General features: G+C 61.8%; 17 protein-coding genes and 4 pseudogenes. 4 read left to right on the top strand and 17 right to left on the bottom strand.

The annotated features are described in order from the left end of the window. Positions 1-66: 66 nt before the first annotated feature. Positions 67-243: a hypothetical protein gene (locus NKJ94_RS32610; protein WP_352457364.1), complete on the bottom strand. Its 177-nt coding sequence runs from the start codon at positions 241-243 to the stop codon at positions 67-69. Between the two features lie 320 nt (positions 244-563). Here NKJ94_RS32610 and NKJ94_RS32605 point away from each other — a divergent pair, with 320 nt between their 5' ends. Together NKJ94_RS32605 and NKJ94_RS32600 are read left to right on the top strand one after the other, a co-directional pair. Beyond that, complete coding sequence (locus NKJ94_RS32605; RefSeq protein ID WP_352453586.1) at positions 564-1,748, top strand: glycosyltransferase family 9 protein; 1,185 nt, start codon at positions 564-566, stop codon at positions 1,746-1,748. 535 nt (positions 1,749-2,283) lie between these two features. Beyond that, positions 2,284-2,793: a GNAT family N-acetyltransferase gene (locus NKJ94_RS32600; protein ID WP_352531307.1), complete on the top strand. Its 510-nt coding sequence runs from the start codon at positions 2,284-2,286 to the stop codon at positions 2,791-2,793. Positions 2,794-2,994: 201 nt separating this feature from the next. Here the strand turns inward: NKJ94_RS32600 and NKJ94_RS32595 are convergent, their stop codons facing one another. From NKJ94_RS32595 to NKJ94_RS32585, 3 genes and pseudogenes are all read right to left on the bottom strand, one after another. Next, entirely contained in the window at positions 2,995-3,150 is a 156-nt protein-coding gene (locus NKJ94_RS32595; RefSeq protein ID WP_352531305.1) for a hypothetical protein, read from the bottom strand. A 916-nt stretch (positions 3,151-4,066) separates the two neighbouring features. Then, the gene (locus NKJ94_RS32590; RefSeq protein WP_352849561.1) at positions 4,067-4,408 is read right to left on the bottom strand and encodes an FMN-binding negative transcriptional regulator; all 342 of its coding nucleotides are present in this window, start codon (positions 4,406-4,408) and stop codon (positions 4,067-4,069) included. A gap of 101 nt (positions 4,409-4,509) precedes the next feature. Continuing rightward, positions 4,510-4,712, bottom strand: a pseudogene (locus NKJ94_RS32585) (hypothetical protein); the annotation flags it as partial. 281 nt (positions 4,713-4,993) lie between these two features. Between NKJ94_RS32585 and NKJ94_RS32580 the strand changes: the two are divergent. Next, entirely contained in the window at positions 4,994-6,640 is a 1,647-nt protein-coding gene (locus tag NKJ94_RS32580; RefSeq protein WP_352508099.1) for an MFS transporter, read from the top strand. A 701-nt stretch (positions 6,641-7,341) separates the two neighbouring features. Continuing rightward, positions 7,342-7,584, top strand: a pseudogene (locus NKJ94_RS32575) (hypothetical protein); the annotation flags it as partial. A 9-nt stretch (positions 7,585-7,593) separates the two neighbouring features. Here the strand turns inward: NKJ94_RS32575 and nolL are convergent. From nolL to NKJ94_RS32510, 13 genes and pseudogenes are all read right to left on the bottom strand, one after another. Continuing rightward, a complete protein-coding gene (gene nolL, locus NKJ94_RS32570) occupies positions 7,594-8,667 on the bottom strand; it encodes a nodulation factor fucose acetyltransferase NolL (RefSeq protein ID WP_352531303.1) in 1,074 nt (357 codons plus the stop codon). 1,164 nt (positions 8,668-9,831) lie between these two features. Beyond that, positions 9,832-9,945: pseudogene (locus NKJ94_RS32565) on the bottom strand (SMC-Scp complex subunit ScpB); the annotation flags it as partial. 507 nt (positions 9,946-10,452) lie between these two features. Then, a pseudogene (locus NKJ94_RS32560) lies at positions 10,453-10,560 on the bottom strand (hypothetical protein); the annotation flags it as partial. Between the two features lie 375 nt (positions 10,561-10,935). Next, complete coding sequence (rlxS, locus tag NKJ94_RS32555; RefSeq protein ID WP_352531301.1) at positions 10,936-12,906, bottom strand: relaxase/mobilization nuclease RlxS; 1,971 nt, start codon at positions 12,904-12,906, stop codon at positions 10,936-10,938. Positions 12,907-13,091: 185 nt separating this feature from the next. Beyond that, positions 13,092-13,748, bottom strand: a complete 657-nt coding sequence (locus NKJ94_RS32550; RefSeq protein WP_502904237.1) for a lytic transglycosylase domain-containing protein — start codon at positions 13,746-13,748, stop codon at positions 13,092-13,094. Between the two features lie 17 nt (positions 13,749-13,765). Next, complete coding sequence (lepB, locus tag NKJ94_RS32545; RefSeq protein ID WP_352531297.1) at positions 13,766-14,314, bottom strand: signal peptidase I; 549 nt, start codon at positions 14,312-14,314, stop codon at positions 13,766-13,768. Beyond that, positions 14,311-14,580 carry a helix-turn-helix transcriptional regulator gene (locus NKJ94_RS32540; RefSeq protein WP_352468501.1) on the bottom strand — a complete coding sequence of 90 codons (270 nt, stop codon included), beginning with the start codon at positions 14,578-14,580 and terminating at the stop codon, positions 14,311-14,313. The genes lepB and NKJ94_RS32540 overlap by 4 nt, the downstream gene beginning before the upstream one ends. A 151-nt stretch (positions 14,581-14,731) precedes the next feature. Then, complete coding sequence (locus tag NKJ94_RS32535) at positions 14,732-15,055, bottom strand: DUF736 domain-containing protein (RefSeq protein WP_023672372.1); 324 nt, start codon at positions 15,053-15,055, stop codon at positions 14,732-14,734. A gap of 544 nt (positions 15,056-15,599) precedes the next feature. After that, positions 15,600-16,271 carry a hypothetical protein gene (locus NKJ94_RS32530; protein WP_352531295.1) on the bottom strand — a complete coding sequence of 224 codons (672 nt, stop codon included), beginning with the start codon at positions 16,269-16,271 and terminating at the stop codon, positions 15,600-15,602. A 167-nt stretch (positions 16,272-16,438) separates the two neighbouring features. Beyond that, a complete protein-coding gene (locus tag NKJ94_RS32525; RefSeq protein ID WP_352531293.1) occupies positions 16,439-17,314 on the bottom strand; it encodes a ParB/RepB/Spo0J family partition protein in 876 nt (291 codons plus the stop codon). Between the two features lie 90 nt (positions 17,315-17,404). After that, positions 17,405-17,812 carry a DUF2958 domain-containing protein gene (locus NKJ94_RS32520; protein ID WP_352531291.1) on the bottom strand — a complete coding sequence of 136 codons (408 nt, stop codon included), beginning with the start codon at positions 17,810-17,812 and terminating at the stop codon, positions 17,405-17,407. Beyond that, positions 17,796-18,014: a hypothetical protein gene (locus tag NKJ94_RS32515; protein ID WP_352531289.1), complete on the bottom strand. Its 219-nt coding sequence runs from the start codon at positions 18,012-18,014 to the stop codon at positions 17,796-17,798. The genes NKJ94_RS32520 and NKJ94_RS32515 overlap by 17 nt, the downstream gene beginning before the upstream one ends. Next, a complete protein-coding gene (locus NKJ94_RS32510) occupies positions 18,011-18,973 on the bottom strand; it encodes an ArdC family protein (RefSeq protein ID WP_352531287.1) in 963 nt (320 codons plus the stop codon). Before NKJ94_RS32510 ends, NKJ94_RS32515 begins: the two co-directional genes overlap by 4 nt. Positions 18,974-19,094 lie beyond the last annotated feature (121 nt).

Below are 19,094 nucleotides of genomic sequence, written 5' to 3'. Positions count from 1 at the left end.
GCTCGGCGAATAATGGTGTTCATCGATGCCGCCTGCCACCTCACCGCTGGCAGGCAGTCGACTTCATCACAGGGTTGATTCGTCCACTTCACCTTGGACGACCGGACGCGCAGAAAAAAGCGGCTGCGGCGGGTCCTTGCTAGCCACCGTGATGCGGGACCACAGCGACAGGGCGTGCCCGAGACGGTCAATGCGGCCGGCGGTGTCGTCGCCGGCGGCGACGGTCGCATTCAGGATCAGCATCGACCAAAGAGCGAGGCCACTGCCGTTATGCTCCGAGATCTGGGGACGGCGGCATGGCGATCACCGTCTACTCGGCGTTGCCGAACTCACTGCATGCGAGACCGTGACGAAGCCCTTCACATTGCGGGTCGGGACATAGCTGGCTTTCTTGGCGCGCTACCATCGCTAGAGATGCAGACTTCGCCCAACAGCTCCTGCTGGAGCGCGGCTTGGATCTGATGGCAGAATTCTTGCGGAGACGCGGACAAAGTGGGGAGCACTCCAACCTACACACGCGTCACTGGGCTATCAGTGTTGACCGTATAATCTTCGGAATGGCAATGGCATATTTTACAAAGCACGACGGCAATCAAATTATATACCGCAGCTGGGAAGAGCCGGAACAGTCAAGCGCAAGGATGAGAATTTTGGTCCTCAAGCTTGATCATGTCGGCGACTTTTGGATGTCTCTAGGGCCTCTAAAGGACCTTCGTCAGCGTTTTGCGCATGCCCACATTACGCTGGTGGTGGGAAGCTGGAACATCGCTACTGCAAAACAGTTCGACCTCGCCGACGATCACGTTGCTTTTGACTTTTTTCCTCGCAACCCAAAAGTCAAAACGCGCAAAGAAGCCGCGGACATAAGGCCGCTGCTGACCGGCGAGTTTGATCTTGCCATTGATATGCGTGTTCCGGAAGAAACAAGGCCGATCTTGCTTGAAGTTCCCGCCAGGCACCGTGCGGCGATAGTTGATCCGTACAGCATGCATCAGATCGATATTGCGATAGCGCCATTCAATCTGAAACTGCGCAGAACCATTTTCTACAAGCTGGTCCAAAAAATAGGGCTTGCTAACAAAATCCCCCGTAGATGGCTTGATTGGTTCATTGACCGTAAGCAGGTGCGTCTCCAGCATGTGTCAGAAATCCTCCTCTTTCTGGTCGCAAAGGCAGCTGCCTATTTCGAAAGCGGAGCGGGTCACCCACAGAATTCGACTACAGGCAATGCCCCGATTGTCGTGGCTCCGTTCTCCAATTCCAGCCTGCGAGATTGGCCGATTGAAAGTTTTGGCAAAGTTGTCGCTGCTCTTTCGACCCGTGGTGAGGTGGTCCTCGTTGGCCGTGGCGAATGCCTGGAAGCGCTTGAGGAGGTTGCGAAGATAGCTAGGGAACGTGGAGCCGCGAACATTCGGACGGCTGTCGACTTGTCAGAATTGGAATTCAATTGTCTCGTGAATTCGGCCGCGCTCGTCGTTTCGAACAATTCAGGCACCGGCCATGTCGCTGCCCAGCTTGGCCGCCCTACTATCGGCATTTTCACGGCGTCACATCTACCTGAGATTTGGGGGTTTCGAGGTCCCTTGGTCAGCATGCTTATGAGTGTTATTGAATGTCGCGGATGTGGTCTGGACCAAGTGCGGCATTGTCCGGTCAAAGTCCGATGCAAGTTCGACATCACGCCGGATCTCGTGATTGCCGAGGTAAACGCCTTGATGAATCATTGTAAGGGTACGGCACAAGCTTAGTGGCTCGCGGTCACCACAACCGCGATTGCCCAGCCCTTGTCGCTGATTCAATCGCTACAATCATCTAAAGGCCGAAATTCAGAATCGAATCGACTTGTTCGAAGGACCGCAGTGGCGATGTCACATTGGCCGACAGGTGGCATAGAGCGGCGCCTGAGAATGAAAGTGCCGCCGCCCAGCCTTCATAGCCGTTCCTCCTTTGTGGCGTGACGGCCCGAAAGTCGCCATCGCGTCAGATGTTCATCAGGTTCGGGATAGCCGGGGCTCGTCCGGCGACAGTCATGGCAGCGACTTCGCTTGTGGACCCGCTCATCCGGCCGCCAAAAACAAATGCGCCTCCTAAGCCGTAATTGATCCGCCGGAGCTGACCAAAGCCACCTTGCTCTGGGTTGCGGCAATGGCGACTGGGGCGAGAAGCCGAGAAGAACCGATGCGGCGAGAAATCCTGAGACCATCCGCCACGAGACGTCGCCAGGGAACGTAGTGGGCGAAGGCGGCCGAGCGGCTGCGTCGGTCCCCGCCCTGGGACCGCTAGGTGGCGCTTTCAGGCATCGAACTCCTCGACCACGCACACCGCCTCGACAGCTTCGATTGCGGCAAGCCGGCGCTCCATGCTTGGCTGGCCGGCTTCGCGCGAACGAACCAGGCGCGCGGGTTTACCCGCGTCCTGGTCGTTCACGACGAGGGAACAGTCGTCGGGTATTACGGCCTCGCGCCGGGCGTGATCCAGCCAAATAGCGCACCGCGCGCCATCCGCACCGGACGCCCGCCCGATCCGATCCCCTGCCTGCTGATCGGACAACTCGCCGTCGACCACCGCTATGCCGGACAAGGCGTCGGTAGCGGCTTGGTCAAGGACGCGCTGTATCGCTGCGTCGCCGGCGCCGACATCGTCGGCGGCCGCGCGGTGGTGGTGCGGGCGATCGACGCCGAGGCAGAGCGCTACTGGCAGAGCTGGGGCTTCATTCCCGCGCGGGACAATCCGTCGGTGCTCATGGGCTCGATCCAGGACGTGAGCCTCTGGCTGGCCGACAAAGGCCACTAGCTCCGCGCGCGTAGCGCCTCCGGAAGCGGCAGGTCTGCGCCGGCCTGCCGCCGACCGGGCTCTAGTTGCGGCGTCCCGCCGCTCCCCGAGCCGGCTTCGCCGTCTCGGCGTTCGGGTGACCCCTCACGCAGGGCCAGAGGGAGACGGCGGTCAGAGCGAGGGAGCCCTGGAGAGAAGGGAAAGTCATGATGTCGATGATATTCATAGGTGGTTCCACGCGAGATATTTGAGCTGCCGGAACCTGCCATCGCTCGGATCCGCCCAATCGTTGTTGCCGTGCACGGCGTGCTGATTGGCGACGCGTCTGGAGCCGATGCCGAGGCGCAGGGCCTGCTCGCGGGCTACGGCTACAAACATGTCGGGGTCTTCCATGCGGCCAAGGAACCCCGCAATGATCTGGGCGACTGGGCTGCCTACCGGGTCCCGTCTCCTGAAGGCGCTAGAGGATACTGGATCCACGCCGCCAAGGACCGGGAGATGGCGCGCGCCGATTTTGGGATGATAGTCTGGGACGGCGCGTCACCCGGCACGCCGTCAACGTGCTTCGGCTCGCCATGGCGAACAAGCCGAGGTCATCTACGATCTGGCCAGGGGCAGCATGGCGACTACGCACCATGTCGGAGACTGGTGCGCCATTGCTCCGCGATGCCGGTCCAGACATTCGGCGCGCCAAGCCGAAGCCCGCATGACGCCAGGCGAGCGCCTGGCGTTGCCGGGATGATGTACGCGCGGTCCCGGCGGGTCCAACGCGATAGGCTTGATCCGGCCCCGCGCCCCCAACTCCACTTGTATGAACGGCCGGGGCCGGCCCTTTTCGAAACCGGCTCACCGCCGCGTGGCGTTGTGCAGGATGATTGTCTTGACCCGTCTCGCATCTGAAGCGGGTGCAAGCCTGCCGCACATGCCGCTGCTTGGTCATCCAACCTGGCTGCGAGGCATCGCTACCGTGGGGCGTGGCGTTCGCTGCCAGTCGGCTCCGACCTCCAAACCGCTGTGCCGCCATACCGAACACGCAAGGCGGTTTAACCGCCAGGCTGCTGTTCAAGGTATTAACGACTCAAGCGGCATGACCGGAGAGGCTGGCGGGGTAAGCAGCTTCCATCGATCCGGCGGCATTGCGGATGTGGCTGGCGATGGCGGCCTGAGTTCTTGTCCATCTGCCGCATAGCGGGTGGTCAGATGCTGGTCGCGTTTCCGGCGAGCCGAAGCATTTGTCTCTCAAGGTCACCCGTTGGAAATCCAGCACCAGCGGCTTGTCGGGACAAGATAGTTGCTATTGGGATTTGGCCGCCGCAACCGCGAGCATCGCTTCTCCCATCCCATTGACGCCTCGGGCATTCAGCATTTCACCAGCGTTCTGAATGTCGCGCACCTCTTTGTTCTGGCTGAGTTTTGATTTACCAACCAGGCTGGTGATCTCGATTTCCAGGGCGACGATCGCCTTCACCATCGTGTCAATGAAGTCCTTCGGCGCGTCGCCCATCTTCCACGGGGCAGGCTGCGAGGCTTCATGCATGTGAGTGAGCTTCGCCACGTTACGGCGCACATAGCGCTCATCATCCCGGACAGTGATGCGTCCGTGGGCGTGGACGACGAGATAGTTCCACGTCGGCACCTGGTTATGGAATTCATGCTTGCTTGGATACCAGTTCGGCGAGATGTAAGCGTCAGACCGTCGAGCTCGTCCCGGACCGCATGGCGCTACGGCGTCACCTCCAGCCCGGCGAGACAGTCGTCATTGTCCGTGAGGGTGACCGCCGCCTCTACGGTGAGAATATTGATCGCCGGCAACTTATGGCGCCTGCCGACCCAAATTCGTTGAAGTCGTGCGCCGGCGTGATCTTGACCGCGCCGCTGCCTTTCTCCGGATCAGAATACTCGTCCGCCACCACCGCGATCCTGCGGCCGACGATCGGCAGAGGATTCGCTGCTAGCACCGTGGCAGTTTGACAACCCGGCCATCGGGGCGGTAGCACCGTCCAAGGCGAAGAGTCGCAGGGCAGACCGCACCCCATCGGGCTGCGCGACCCAGACCAGCTGACGCCCAACTGGCACACTCATCGCGCATCAGCACCGTGGATGCGACATCTACTTTGTTGCGAGCGCGATATCGGAACTTGGTTGTGACGCAGCTGTGCGTAAGCGCACCGCTGTCAGCAAGTGAGTGAGCGAAAGAACTACGTGGTGGAGGTGAGAAGTCATGCGGCGTCAAGATTCCCCGCCCTTTGCGGCAAACACACTGATCCCTCTTCAGAATCCGGTCTTTCGTTCGATCTGGACAGCCACGCAGATATCCAGCCTTGGCTGGCTGGTGCAGAGCGTGGCTATAAGCTGGCTTATGGCAACGATTTCAGCCTCCGATCTGATGGTTGCGCTCGTGCAGGCTGCATCGACACTGCCCGCCTTCTTCTTGTCGATCCTTGCTGGAGCGATTGCAGACAGCTTCAGCCGCCGCGGCGTGATGCTTGCCGGACATTGCCTGATCGCACTGGCATCCACGGCGCTGGCTCTCTCTGTTGGACTGGGCTTTGTCAGTCCATGGCTGATCTTGGGACTGAGTTTCTTGGCGGGATGCGGCTTTGCCTTGAATGATCCAGCCTGGCACGCCTCGGTCGGCGACATCCTGGAAAAGCGCGACATACCCGCTGCAGTGACGCTGATGTCGGTGGGGTACAACGTGGTTCGGAGTATAGGACCGGCGCTGGGCGGTGTAATTTTGGCTTTGCTGGGCCCCCTTACGGCTTTCGCCTTCGCTGCGCTGACCGACCTGGTCCCGTTGAGCGCTGTGCTGCGCTCCAAGTGGCAAGTTCGCTCTTCGCCTCTTCCGCGCGAGCGGATGACGACGGCCATTCATGATGGCATGCGCTTCACGGCAATCTCCTCGGAGATCAGAGTGGCGATCGTGCGCGCAACCCTGTTCGGGCTGTCAAGCATCTCGATCCTTGCTCTGCTCCCCCTCGTGGTTCGCGACCAACTGGCGGGGGGGCCAATTGTTTACGGCGTCCTGTTAGCCGGCTTCGGCACAGGCGCCTTCATCGCGGGCATTGGCAATAGCTACTTGCGACGCATCACGTCCCAAAATCGATTGATCACGCTCGCATCCGTTGCTTGCGCAACGTGTTGCCTTTTACTGGCTCTCACATCATCGGTGGCTGTAGCAGCGATCGCGCTTGCAATCGCTGGCGCAGGCTGGGTTGTCACCTGGACCGGAACCGACGTGTGTGTGCAGTTGGCAAGCCCAAGGTGGGTCGTTGGTCGCACCCTGTCGATCTATTACGCCCTGACCTACGGCGGCATGGCAGCGGGCAGCTGGATCTGGGGTGCTGTCGCGCAGTACTATTCCCTGACGTGGGCTTTGGAAGGTGCTGCAGCGGCGCTGTTGCTGGTTGCAGCCGTGGGAAAGCTATTGCCGGTACGGCTATGGGAGGAATCGGATCAAGGGGCCTTCGACTTCAGGCCACCAGAACTGGCCCTCGATTTGAAGCCCAGGAGCGGCCCGATCGTGATCAAGGTGGAGTACTCGATACCCGAGGAGAATATCGAGGAATTTCTGAGCTGCATGCGCGAAAGGCGGCGCGTTCAGAGCCGTGCCGGTGCGCGGGACTGGACTCTCCAGCGCGATCTTCAGAACTCGACTCTTTGGACCGAGACATTCCGCACGCCGACATGGACGGACTATCTTCGTCTAAACCATCGGCTAACGGTGACTGACAGGGAGGTAGGCGAGCGCCTTGCCGCTCTGCAGGTCGGTGATTCTCCTCCTCGTCTCTCACTTTCGATCGAGCGGTCGACAAGCCCCGCCCCCGGCAGCCAAGTCCAGCCTGTGCCCTTTGTATCGCGCCCGTAAGGAAACCAGTAACTTTTCTGGGTTCGGACACGGGAATGGCCGAGACCTACTCCATCTTTCGTCGGGACTGCCCGGATTGCCATACGTTGCGGCCGGTTAGGCGAGCATGAGGATTTGTGTGGCACGTACGTCCACCACGGGCAATGTCCAGCCCCACCGCCTCTGCCATCAGATCGGCTTGGGCACGGGTTCAGGTCGCCTGTCCCCCTGCATCGTGGCGAGCAGCGGCGAGCAAGGGGGCGGAGGGATCTCCCCGGTCTGCACGGAGCGAAGCGGGCAGACGGAGGAATCCGCCATCGGCGGCTTGCAGGGAGAGGGCCGCGCGCCTCTTTCCCTCCCTCACAAAACGTGCCGCCAAGCACGTTCACGTCGGCGCAGCCGTGCCGCAGAGCCGGCCGCAACAAAGAAGGCCTACAAGGCGGAAGCATCGAAATGTCCGCCAGCGGGACCAATTCAGTTCGGTGCTGGAGAAAGCGGTTCAACAGGGCGGCCGTAGGAGCACCAGCATAGCGCCGCCGTCAGGCGCGACGCGGACCGACAGCCCCGAGAAGGGCGCTGATTGATCGATCGAAATTGAATCGGCTCATTTTTATCAGCTGAAATATTCCATGAATTTTTCACGATGCTTCAGCGCGCGCGTGGATTTGATGCAGCCATCCAGGACTGCTGCATTGCCATAGCAATGGTCACAACCTGCTAGCGGGCTTCTGGAGATGGACGCGACGATCGGTCAGACGCGCTTCTATTGGCTGCCGTCGGCGCCAGACGGTCGCGGAGCTTCAAATCTGATCGGGCTCCCGAGCGAATTGCCGTCCTACGAGCATTCGGGACCGATCCCGGCCTACAGGCACGCCTTACTTCGGGCGGCGGATCAAGTGATCCGTGAGGGGAATGCCACGCCGGCATGGCTCGCCAATGACTTCAATGCCAACTGTCGGCAGTCACATCATAAATTAAGCATAGCTCCGCGACACATATCCAAGGTGGCGCACAATCCTGCGAATTGTCATCGCTGTGACAGCAATCGCCGCACCAAGCAAAGTGGCGAACTCGATTCTGCTCGTGAGATCCCAAAGTTCTCCGAACGGTATGAGATCCATGAAGCGAAACACGGCACCCTGAAGCAGGTAAAGCAGCAGTGTGCTCTGACCAAGCTCCACCGCGACAAAGCGAGCTACGCGAGTTGAATAGCCAACTCTCCAGCATAGGAATATAAGCTGCATCGCCACTGCAGAAGTTGCTACCGAGCCAGCGAACATCAGCAACACTTGTTTGTCCGACTGTGCATCGTAGATCAAAACGAGATTGTTGTAGACGTACGTCTCCTTTCCCCAAACAAGAAAGCACATGAACGCAGCCATCGAAAGTAACACCACAAAAATAACCTTGTGGCGCCTGATGCTAGCTGCCTGCCATCCGATCGGCTGCGCAAACAAGAACCCCAAACAAAAGAACGGGTATGTGTATCGTACCAACGGGGTTATTGACCACGGGACGGGCGCGATCGCGATCGCAATTGCAGATGCGCCTATGATCCACACCGACGAGCCATTGAAAGTCGTGAGCAACTTAATAAGGACGAAGGACGCGAAATCTGCCCAGATGAACCAGTATGTGCCAATGAACTCCCTAAAAAAATCCAACATTCCACTGGTTAAACTGTTCGCCGAAGACATTACGGCGGCCTTCGATATCCAAATCAACGCACACCAAAAAAGCATGGGCAATACTAGTTGCATTGCTCGATCACTGACGCCTTGACGGAACGATTTGCGCAGAATCGCTCCCGAAGAAAGATATCCACTTATCGCCATAAAGAGAGGCATGTGAAACATGTAGATTAACTTAAAATATGGCGACAGCCAAAAGGCGTCAGTGCCTCGATAGACAACATATTGCAATAGATGCCCAACTATCACCAAGATAATGAGTACGCCTTTGGCGAAATCGAAGCTTAGGTCTCGGTCCTTTACCCTTTCTTGGCGCGAGTCGCGCCCCTTCGAACCGACTGTTTTGTGATTAAGCATCAGACCTCCAGCCGATATCCTGCCGTTACTGCTTCCACTTTGGTTCTAGAGCTGTTCACGCACGGCATCTTCGGATCCCATTCTGGATTGTCGCACCCCAATCGGAGAGGATGGAGGGCCGCAGCACGACACAAGCGGAACAGGCCTGTTCTGGGCTAGAAGGCCGCAATATTTCCATTGAACTTCGTCCTCATCGCCTCAATAGCGGCAGTGCCGCCGCCTGGAATGTAGATCAACCGGAACTCAGGGCTCGCGCCGGCCAACTTCGATTGGTTTCGAATGGTCAAGCGGCGCCGGTCGGTCCATAAGCCTTCCTCAAGAAAACGGACCGTATCCGCTATTCTCTTTGGTCGGTAAAATCGATTGTGTTTATGGAACGCATGCGCACGATGGATACATGCGCATCAGGGCACGTGACCGCCCACGGATAGGACTTTGCTTCGGAGGTCACCGTCCTTTCGCGACTCTTGCAGTGCATGGATGAGGCAGCAATTCCCGCGGTGCAGCACCTTTCGAGCGCGTGCCACAAAATCGCTGGGTTCGACCTGCGCAGCGACTGGGTGGAGATCCGCCTGATCTAAAGCATCACCCATCCGACGGGCAACATCTCACGACGCGCCGAGCAGCTTGGCCAAGCATCCGCACTGGCCGATCTTGCGGGGCGTGCGATCGCCTCCTGATAGCATTCGAGCAACAAAATCGGCCTGTGCCGGCAATTTTGTCGTAAAGCTCATGGTGGCGACTCCCGCACGCGCGCAGGACAGCCGGCAGATCGCGCATCTTGGCGATCAATCCTGCCATTCGGCCCGTCGTCTTCTTTATTCCAATGGAGATCGCAATCAGGTCCGGCCGGTCACGCAGTGAAGTGTTCTCCCTTCGAGCAGCCACGTCGGCGCCGCTCAGCTCTTCGACGAGCGCGCCAGGACAGCATCGATCTCCGCAAATTCTTGCCAGCAGATCGTCCTCACATCATCATGCCCTTGGCTTCAACCGGGCTGGTGCCCTCCCCTTCCCGGCTTTTTGTCCCGACGCTCGGGTCGCGCCTTCCGGCCGGTCAAAGCCAAAAAACTCGTCGGGGCTGAGCGCCCACTCCGGCTTCTGCCAAATATTCGTCGGCGGGTTCGCAGCACCGCGGGCGCACGGGTGAGCTCGTGGGCAGGAGTGCGGATGGAAGTAGGTGATGCACATCGTCACCAGCACCTCAGATTGTGTGAGGTCCACGGCTCGCTCGTTTCCGCCGACGGCGGCGCGGCGGGCGTCGGTATACGCACGGCGGGTCCGTCGCCTTGGCCTCAGTTTCGGGGCAATGGCAAGCCCCGGTCCGCGCGGCGCCGAGTTGGGCGGAAAGATCGACGGCGCGCAACGCGGGGCTCCTACGCGACGAGCAGTTTTTCCCCCGGTCTGAACCCGGCCTCGACTTCAGATGCCGCAATGACCGTTGCGGCCCGGCGCGATTGATCGGGTCTCATGCCCAAAGCTGCCTCGGTGCCCAGTAGCGGCACCGCATGGCCCCACCCAGGCGCTGCGCCAGTAACGCGTCGGCGAGCCAGCATCCGACGGTGCGTTCGAAGCGATCTCATTCGGCGGCCATGATCGCGCCGGTCACCATGCCGCAGCGGAAAGCTGCCGAAGCTCGTCCGGCCAGGTCGCTGACCGCCTCGTCGTCGCGGGCGACGACCGAAATCTTCCCCACCGCAGCGAGGTTTCTCCCGTTAGAAGATCCTCAGCGGGATGGGCTGCCAGTTCACGCCCGGCCAACAGCATCCGGCCCGCAGGGCCGACCTCGTCTCCCGGTCGTGTGAGCAGAAGAACATCGCGAAGTGCGGCCTCATCCTCGACGCCGCGAGCCTGCTTCGCCGTACTGCGGCCGCCGAAAGCCCTAGGCGCTGTCACAAGGCGCCAGCCCACCTCTCTAGCTGGCGGACCATCTCATCGAGCGCGCCGATGGCCGCACCGGCAGTGATTGCAATGTCCTCAATGCGCCGCAACTGTTTGGGTCGGGGCAGCCCTGCGCAACCAGGCCGGCACCGCCGTCGTCGGCGCGGCTCCGTGGCACCGGGAAGAGTGCCGTGGTGTCGCAGGAGGGTTTTGGCTCAGAATCATGGAACACGATGAATCATCGCGGCGCTTTTTTGTAGAGCGAACGATAAGTCTTGCACGACCAGCCATTAATCCCTCGCGAGATCAATGCCGCGGGCAGTTAGCAGGCGAACTCCGTCCGGACTGAGTACCTGTTTCAACGCGGGCAAAAGAAGTTGTCTAGTCATGTCACGAAATGCTTGGTCCGCTTCTCTGCCGGCCGATGGTCCATGAAATCCCCTCCCCACCCATGACACCAGACACCTCCTTGCCAACCGACCGATCAAGCACTGGCCTCCATGGTACCAGCGTGAACTCGCGCGCCTTCTCGACTATGACGTACTTGCCGCTGGCAAGGTCGATCGAGCGGCGCAATCGACCCTCTATTCGATCACCAGGCTGCGCTTCGGAATACGAGAGTCCGAGTTCGTCAGACAGTTGACCGGCAACACGGTTCAGCTCACGTTGACGCAGGATCGAAAGCATGTTGGCGCGATAGACGATCCGGTCCTGCTCTTCCCGAGCAAGACCTTGCGTAATCAGCCACTGCCGCCGGCGGCCTTGCGCCTCTCGGACATCGCGGCCGAAACCAGAGCTGTGCAAGGCCTCCGGTGTGTCGGAAACCAGCTCTCGATCGAGCCAGGTGGCGCCGTCGAAGCTGACTTGTTGTTCCAGCAGCATTGATGAGAGCTTGTCAACCGTGACAGGCTCGGCCCCGGCCCGCTGACGCTCGTAGTCAGACACACGGTCGAGATGATCCGGTGCGACGATCCAGGTGCCGTCCGGCTCGCGCTCGACACGACCGGTGGCCCGGCGGATCGCCTCCAGTCGCCGCACGTGCGTTTCGGCAAAGCGTTCGGTGGCCGACGGGTCATGCTTGAGATGGATATCGATGCTGTAGCGCCCGTCATGGGCCGTGGCGATCTCGGCAATTGTGCGGTCGACTTGCCTTGGCCCGGTGTCCCTCGGCGTGACCCGCACTATGCAGCCCTCTGGCGTCGGTTGGGTGGCCTCGCCTTTGCCGATATCGACATAGTGGCTTTTGCCGTCCACGCCGTCGACGACGAGGTAATGGCGGTCATTGATTTCGTCGGCCAGGCCGCGCGCAACGATGCGGCCGACGACAGGCTGCATCGGCTCTGCAGATCGATCATGGACAACATAGTCGGCGGCACTGCGGGCGAGCCCCTTGCCGGTCAGTTCGCGGTGCATGGTCTTGATAATGTCGCCCCGCTCGCCGATGCGGCGCAGCGTCGCTTCAAGCTCGCCATCAAGGCGCCAGCGGCCCGAGCCGACTTCCTCAGCCAGACCCATCCGCTCGAGCTTGCGCAGGCGGCCCTGGTGCAGCGTCTGGCGAAACGTGTCTCGGCTGGCCGGTGAGACATGCCCATCATGGTCGCGCATGCGGAGCAGCTGCCGATCGATGCTGGTGAAGCGTTCCCGCTCCATTTCCTGGCGCAGGCGTTGCTCGATCTCGCGGTCCGTTCTCGGGCCAAGGTCGAGGCTGACCAGCTCGGCCGCCCGTTCACGGATTCCAGACGAGATGTAGTCTCGCGCGATGACAAGATTTTCGCGGCGGTCGTCCTTGCCGCGGACGATAATATGGGTATGCGGATGACCAGTGTTGAAATGATCGACAGCGACCCAGTCGAGCTTGGTGCCGAGGTCTTCTTCCATTTGCGCCATGAGGCGCCGCGTGAGCGGCTTCAGGTCGTCATACTCGATGCCGTCTTCAGGTGCGACGATGAAGCGGAACTGATGCCGGTCGCCATCGGCACGATCGATGAAGGCCTTGCCATCAACGCGGTCGCTGTCGGCGCTATAGAGCTCGCCAGGCTCGCCTTCGCGGGTGACGCCGTCGCGCTGGAGGTAGCGAAGGTGTGCACGTGCCCCGTCAACACCCTTGCCGGCCAGCTTGACGATACGCGCCTTGACGACGGCGCGCCGCTGCCGAAACGCCGCGTGGGGGTCGCGCGCTCTGAGAACGGCGGCAGCAGCCCCGCCGCGCCCCGCCCGGCTTCCGATGAAGCGGCCACGGCGACCGCTGCCGCCGCCGGCTCGGTTGATCGCGGCGCGGATCTGGCCGGCGAAACGCTTGCCTGCCTTCGAGCCGCGCGATCCGATTTTGCCCAGGCTCGGCTTGAACTCTTCATCCTGCATTGAGCCTCCTAGTCACCCTTAACAAAATCAAAGGTTTGTCGGCAGAAGCTCTCCTGACGCTGAAGGCAGCCTCCGTGAAAAACGATGTGCAGACAAAGACTTCGCCGCCTCCAGGAGGCGATGCCTTTATCTTGCCTTCCGCGGACCTGCCTCCCTGCCCGGCCCGACCCACGGTACCCCTGCCCTCACCTGCGATCCGGCCGGCCTGACCTTGCTCGCTCCGATCCGAGCGGCACCACAATTTGGCCATTCGGATCGGTCGCGGAAACACCGTTTCGCAGGAAAAACAGCGACTGCCCGGACGGGATTTCCAGCACTTTTCCGGAACGGGATTTGCCGGTGAACGCGTCCATGTCGGCGGCCGAAATCCCGGCAGCCTTGAGCTGTTCCAAATACGAAACCGTCTCGCTGGGCAGCGCTCGCCCACGCTGCAAATGCTGTTCGTAGCGGTCCGGCCCAGCGTTATAGGCGGCAAACAGGCCGGGAAAGCCGAAGCGGTCATACATGGCGCGCAGATAGGCAGTGCCTGCCAGAATGTTGTCGCGAGGGTCGTGCGGATCGGCCCCCAGGCCAAGCTCTGCGCGTATCTCCTCGTAGGTGCCGGGCATCACCTGCATGAGGCCAATGGCGCCGGCGTGTGAGGCGATCGGCCGTCCGTCCAGCATTGTCTGCCCCCGGCTTTCGGCATCCATGACGGCATAAATCCAGGGCTGTGGAATGCTGAAACGCCGGCTTGCTTCGGCTACCAAGGGCTGCCATCTTGCCAGCTGCGGACCACGGGAGATGGCGGCCGGCTGAGCGTCGGTCGCGGCGGAACAGGCGCATGGCGCTATCGCGACCATGCCCAGCATCAGGAGGGTTACTCGGTCCATAGCGGCAAGAGCCTCCCGGCAATATTTTCGGCCGGCACCGGCCCGAAATAGCGGCTGTCGAAGGAGCGGTTTCTATCGTTGCCGAGCAGGAAAAACTCGTCGGCGGCGAGCTTGCGGCAGGCATTCCACCAAGGCAGCGGACGGTGCTGCGTGTCGGTTGCCAGCCGGCGCGCGACAATCTCGCCGCCGATGATGATGGCGTCGCCGAAGGCGCAGACATGCTCGCCAGGCAGCGCGGCAAGGCGCTTGACCAGCGGCACATTGCTGGGCAGATAGAAGCGTTCGGCGGCGAGATCGGCGACCGGTTTTGGCGGGCGGACGAGCACCAGATCGCCACGAGCCGGTGATCCGGACGCGACGCGATAGAGGCCGACCGGCGCACTGGCCGAGGCGTTCCAGACCAGCCAGGGCGATGGGTTGTCGAAAGCGGCGAAGCCGATCAGGCCGAGGCCTATTGTGGCCACGGCGATCGTCTTGCGCGCCCGAATGCGCCGCAGATGGCTGCCGATCAGACGGATAGTGGGACGCCGGCTCATGAGCGGCCTCCCGCACCGGCCGAGCCGGAATCGTGCCCGCCATCCTCGGGCCTGGTCTCCTGCGCGCGTCCCTTCGACCAGTCGTCGAGCTCGTCGATGTGATAGCGGACATAGCGGCCGTGCTTGCGGAATTGCGGGCCGCCGCCTTTGAGCCGCATCTTCTCCAGCGTGCGCTGGGACAGCCCGATATAGAAAGCGGCCTGCGCGGTGTTGAGAAACGGACTGCCCTTCTTCGCGCGGGCCGCGCGTTCGTTTTCGTCGTCCATGATGGTCCTCGTTTCGTTACGGACAAGCGAAGGCGAGGATCGGCGAGCGAGATCATTTTGGGGACGGGCGAAGAGTGGGGGGCGAGTTTTCGCCGCCCCTTCTTGAGAAGAGCCCCGCGCCGGTTGCGGCGCGGGGCTCGAGGCTGGCGGTTCAGTCGACGGGGTTCCAGATGATGGCGTATGTGTCGTCGTCATCCTGGCCGGCGGCGCGGCCGAGATTGGCGTAGAGCTTGCGCGGACCGAACTCCGGGGCGGCAATCGACAGGCTCACATAGTCCTTGCCGGAGGTCTCGCCGGTGCGGATCCAGCCGGCCCCTACTTCGACCCCTTGCGTCAGCACCCGGAAGTCGGGATGGGTGTCGGCGCTCTTTGCCTGATTGGGCACGATGTCGATGTCGGCGCGCACGCTGAGCGTCTTGAGCTGGCCCTTGTAGCCGCCGTTTTCCTGTTTGGTGACGTATCCGATCGCGGTCATTTTTAGTCTCCTTTGGTGCTCGCCGGGGACCATTCCCCTGCGATGGCGGACCGTGATGGGCGCGTCCGGACCGCCGGAACCGGGACGGCCGCAGCGATAGCGGAGGACCCGAGCGGGCAGCTTTTTTTAAGCGAAGCGGCGCGAGGAAGCCGCCGCAGGCGGCGGGGAAAAAAGCTGCTGGCGAGGGTTTCGGGCGGGCCGGATCCGCCCATAGGTCGTCAAGCCAGCCGCAGGGGAATGGTCCCTGAGACACATGGAGACAGGTGGCGCGATCCGATGACACAAACGAGCAGGCGGCATTACAGGGCGCTGGCTGCGGGGGCTCTGTCGCCAACCGGATCGGTAATTGGCCCATGCGCGGAGCGCCTCGGCAAGCAACCCGGCGCGGTGCAGGGCTGCCGAAATGGGGGCGAGTTGGCGTCGGGATTTCTCGCGCAAGGCACTGGCTCGACAAGACGACCAATCGGCAGCCGGCGCGGCCCGGAGCGGCGCGCGCGATCTGAGCGGCGGCACTCGAGAGAACCGCCGCTTGAGGCTGATCGGTTCATTCGCGCACGAACAGCGGCTGCACTTGTGCCCACTGATCGGCGGTGCGGAAGCCGCCGCGGCTGGTGTAGCTTTCGGCGGGGAATTTCATCCAGCGCGGCAGCCAGGTCTCGACCCTGAGGCGGCCATTCTCGCCCGCCAGGAAGTCCCGGGTGATCTTCTTTTGCGTCTTGACCTTCTCGGCGACATTGCCGTCCGCGACCAGCTTGCCGCCGACCTCGGCCAGCATCGAATTGGCGATTTCCTTGTCGCGCAAGAGGTCGAAGAAGGCATCGTCCGGTTGCCACCATGTGCCCATATCGACGTTCAGATGGTTGCCGAGCGCCTCGATGACGGTGCTGCCGGCTGCAAGCGTCTCGGCCATGACAAGGGTGAGAACGCGCATGACATCGTCGTCGCACAGCGCCAAGAGGCGCGCGAACACGCCGGCGATAGCAAAGGCGTCGCCATTGCCGCCGGCGACCACGCCATCCTCATCCGGTGATCCGAGCAGGGCCAACACTTCGCGCCGCTTTTTGCCGAATGCAGCTTCAGCCTTGCAGCCGGCAAGGCTGGCAGTCACCGTCTCGTTGACTGCGCGCTGTGGCTCACGGCGCACCTGCCACAGGCCGGAACCGGTGATGGCGTGCGCCACGACGAGGCGCAGCGCCACGGCGGGATGGTCGAGCATGGCGGCGCGCACGGCAGTATGGCGATGCAGATGACATAGTTCTGCATCGGGCCGGTGAGTTCAGGGGCGGCTTGGCGGCTGTTTCTTCTTACTCACCGCCCTCGCGGGCGCGGCGGGCTTCCTTGTGTGACAGCCAGCCTCGTGACACTCGACCTCGCCGCGATAGGTCACCGCGATGAAGACCTTGCCGCCCTTCTTTTTCGGGTCTTCTCGTAGTCCCATGGGTGGAAATACTGGCCCGGCTCCAGCAGCACCACCTCGCTCCAGCCGTCGTTGAGATAGGTGTCGCGTCTGGCGGCAATCGATTCGTTCTGCTTTTGCCAGAACAGGTCGGCATCGGCGAAATAGCTGTCCTCGCCGAACAGGTCCGAGGTGATCAGGCCGGGATACTCCTCGATGGCAAACAGCGCCACCTTGGTGGAAATCGACTGGCCGCCGAACAGCCATTGCTTCAATTGATAGCCACGCGGCGCGTATTGATCGGGATCGGCACAGAGTGCCAGCCAGTCCTTCTGCTGCGCCTTGGACGCCATGGTGAGATGGCGCACCGTCTCGGCGTCGATCTCCTCGCGGCGATAGGCTTCGCGGATTTTGGGCAAGAGGTCGCCAAGCGCCAGAATGCGTTTGACCTTGAGGTCAGTGATGCCGAAGGTCGCAGCGATGTCTGGAACGGTGCGGCCTTGCCTGACGAGCCGCGAAAACGTCTCCCATTGCGAGACTTCGTCAGGATCGAGGCGGGCGAGGTTTTCGATCAGCGAGGCTTCCAGCGCATCGGCGTCGTCACCGTCCTCCATGATGGCGCAGGGCAAGGGATCGCCTTCGCCGCGCTCGTCGGCAAGCGATTTCGCGGCGAAATAGCGCCGCCTGCCGGCAACGATCTCGAAGGTTTCCGGCTGGCCGTCGGGCCGCACAAGGAGAGGCACCAGCACGCCGCGCGCACGCACGGAGGGCAGGATGTCGGATATGTCGGGCGCGCGTTTTCCATGGCGCATGTTGAGCGCGGAAATGTTGAGCTGATCCAAGGGGATGTGGGCAAGCTGCACGGTTACTCTCCTTCGCTTTGGTTAAGGTTGTCCCCGCCGCAGAGGCCGAAGGCCGGCGCGGCGGGACGGTTTTTGCGTCTATCGGCGCTGCTATTCCGCCGTGTCGGGCGGAAGCTCGGAATGGGGCTTTGAAAGGGCGTCTGCTGCCTGCCGCAGAGGTCGCTCGGCCTCGGTGATGTGGCCGCAAATGCGAGCGGCTTCGGCATAGACCGAGAGCGGAAAGCGCGCCTGGAAATGCAGGTCGCGCTCGATGCCGAGGCCAAGCGGACCTTTTACGGATGCAAGCTCGGCCAGACTGACGCTGCCGAGTTCGGGGAAGCCGAAGCCGAGATCGCAAAGACCGAACAGCGTGTCGCCATCGGCGTCAAGTTCGCTCAGAAGCCACGTCGCGGCACCTGTGGGATTAAACAGTTTCACAACGGGAAAATGGTCGATGTCGGCGTCGGCGGCGCCATTGGCAAGCAGTCGTGCGCGCAGTGGATCAGTGATCAGGATCATGGAAAGACTCCTTGTCAGAACAGGTCGAGTTGATTTCTGCTGGCTTCATCGAGCGGGTTTGCGCCGCGCGCGGACGCATCGGCGCGTCCATCAGGAGGGTGAGCCGATCGCGCGTGGTGATCGGCCGGACGCCGGGAATGAGCATCTGCTCGCCTTGCGGCGTCGGCTCGGTCGCGGTCAGTTGAGGATCGCGCATCGTCATGCCGCAATCCCTTCCTGCGCCTCGCCTTCGGCATCGGCCTGAAGGCCAAGCAGGAAATCGGCGGCCTTGGAGGCAAGACTGGCGGCACGGAAGATGGCGCGGTTGTCCTCGCGCAGCACCTTCAGCCATGAGCCGATGTAATCGGCATGACGCACGGTCGGCTCGATACCGAGGTTGCTGCAGACGAAGGCGGCAGTGATTTCGGCGACCAATTCTTCACGCGCGTAAGCCTTGAAGCCGAACGAGCCGCAGAGGTCGCGAGCAAGCCGCGTCGGGTGGCCGGTCCAGTGGCCAAGCTCGTGAAAGCAGGTCCGGTAATAGTCGATCTGGTGATGGAACGCCGGCTGCGGCGGCACCTGAATGTGGTCGCTGCCCGGCATGTAGAAAGCGCGATCGCCGCCGACCCTGAAATCCGCACCGCTGGCGCGAATGAGCGTCTCGGCGTGCGGCACGATCTCGCACTGAGGCAGCGGCTCGGCGGCGGCATAGAGGTCTTCCGGAAGATTATCGCACTGCGCGACATTGAAGACGGTGAAGCGCTTCAAAAAAGGCACGGCCTGTGGTTCATCGCCCTCGTGGCGTGCGCGCTCCTTCTCGTCCTTGGGGACAAAGCGGTCGGCATGCACGATGGTCGTGCCGCGCTCGCCCTTCCTGACATTGCCGCCAAGGACGAGCGCCTGTCGGAAGGTGAGCCAGTTCTGGCTGGGATAGCTGCGCTCGATGACCGCGCCCCACAGGAGGAGGACATTGATGCCGGAATAGGTGCGCCCAGAGGATGCATTCCTCGGCAGGCCAAGGCCTGCCTTTGCGCTGCCCCATGGCTTGACCCATGGCACGGTGCCGCGCTCCAGCTCGGCAATGATGCGGTCGGTGATCTCCTGATAAAGGCTGGCGCCGGGGCGCCTGCCCTTGCCTGCGCCAGCCGCTCCGCTGGCACAACGCTTGCTGTTTGCATGCATCGTTTCATCCTCCGCTCACCAATCGCCGCGCCTTTCCCCGGAAGCGGGGTGGGCGGCGAGTCGCGACCGGAAAGGCCCGCCGTGGTAGGCGGACCGCATCCGAAGGACCGGAACGAAGAGG

The organism is Mesorhizobium sp. M0060, from assembly GCF_040323155.1.
Classification (GTDB): domain Bacteria; phylum Pseudomonadota; class Alphaproteobacteria; order Rhizobiales; family Rhizobiaceae; genus Mesorhizobium.
Note: the sequence above shows the minus strand (reverse complement) of the source record. Positions and strands in the feature narration are given on the sequence as shown.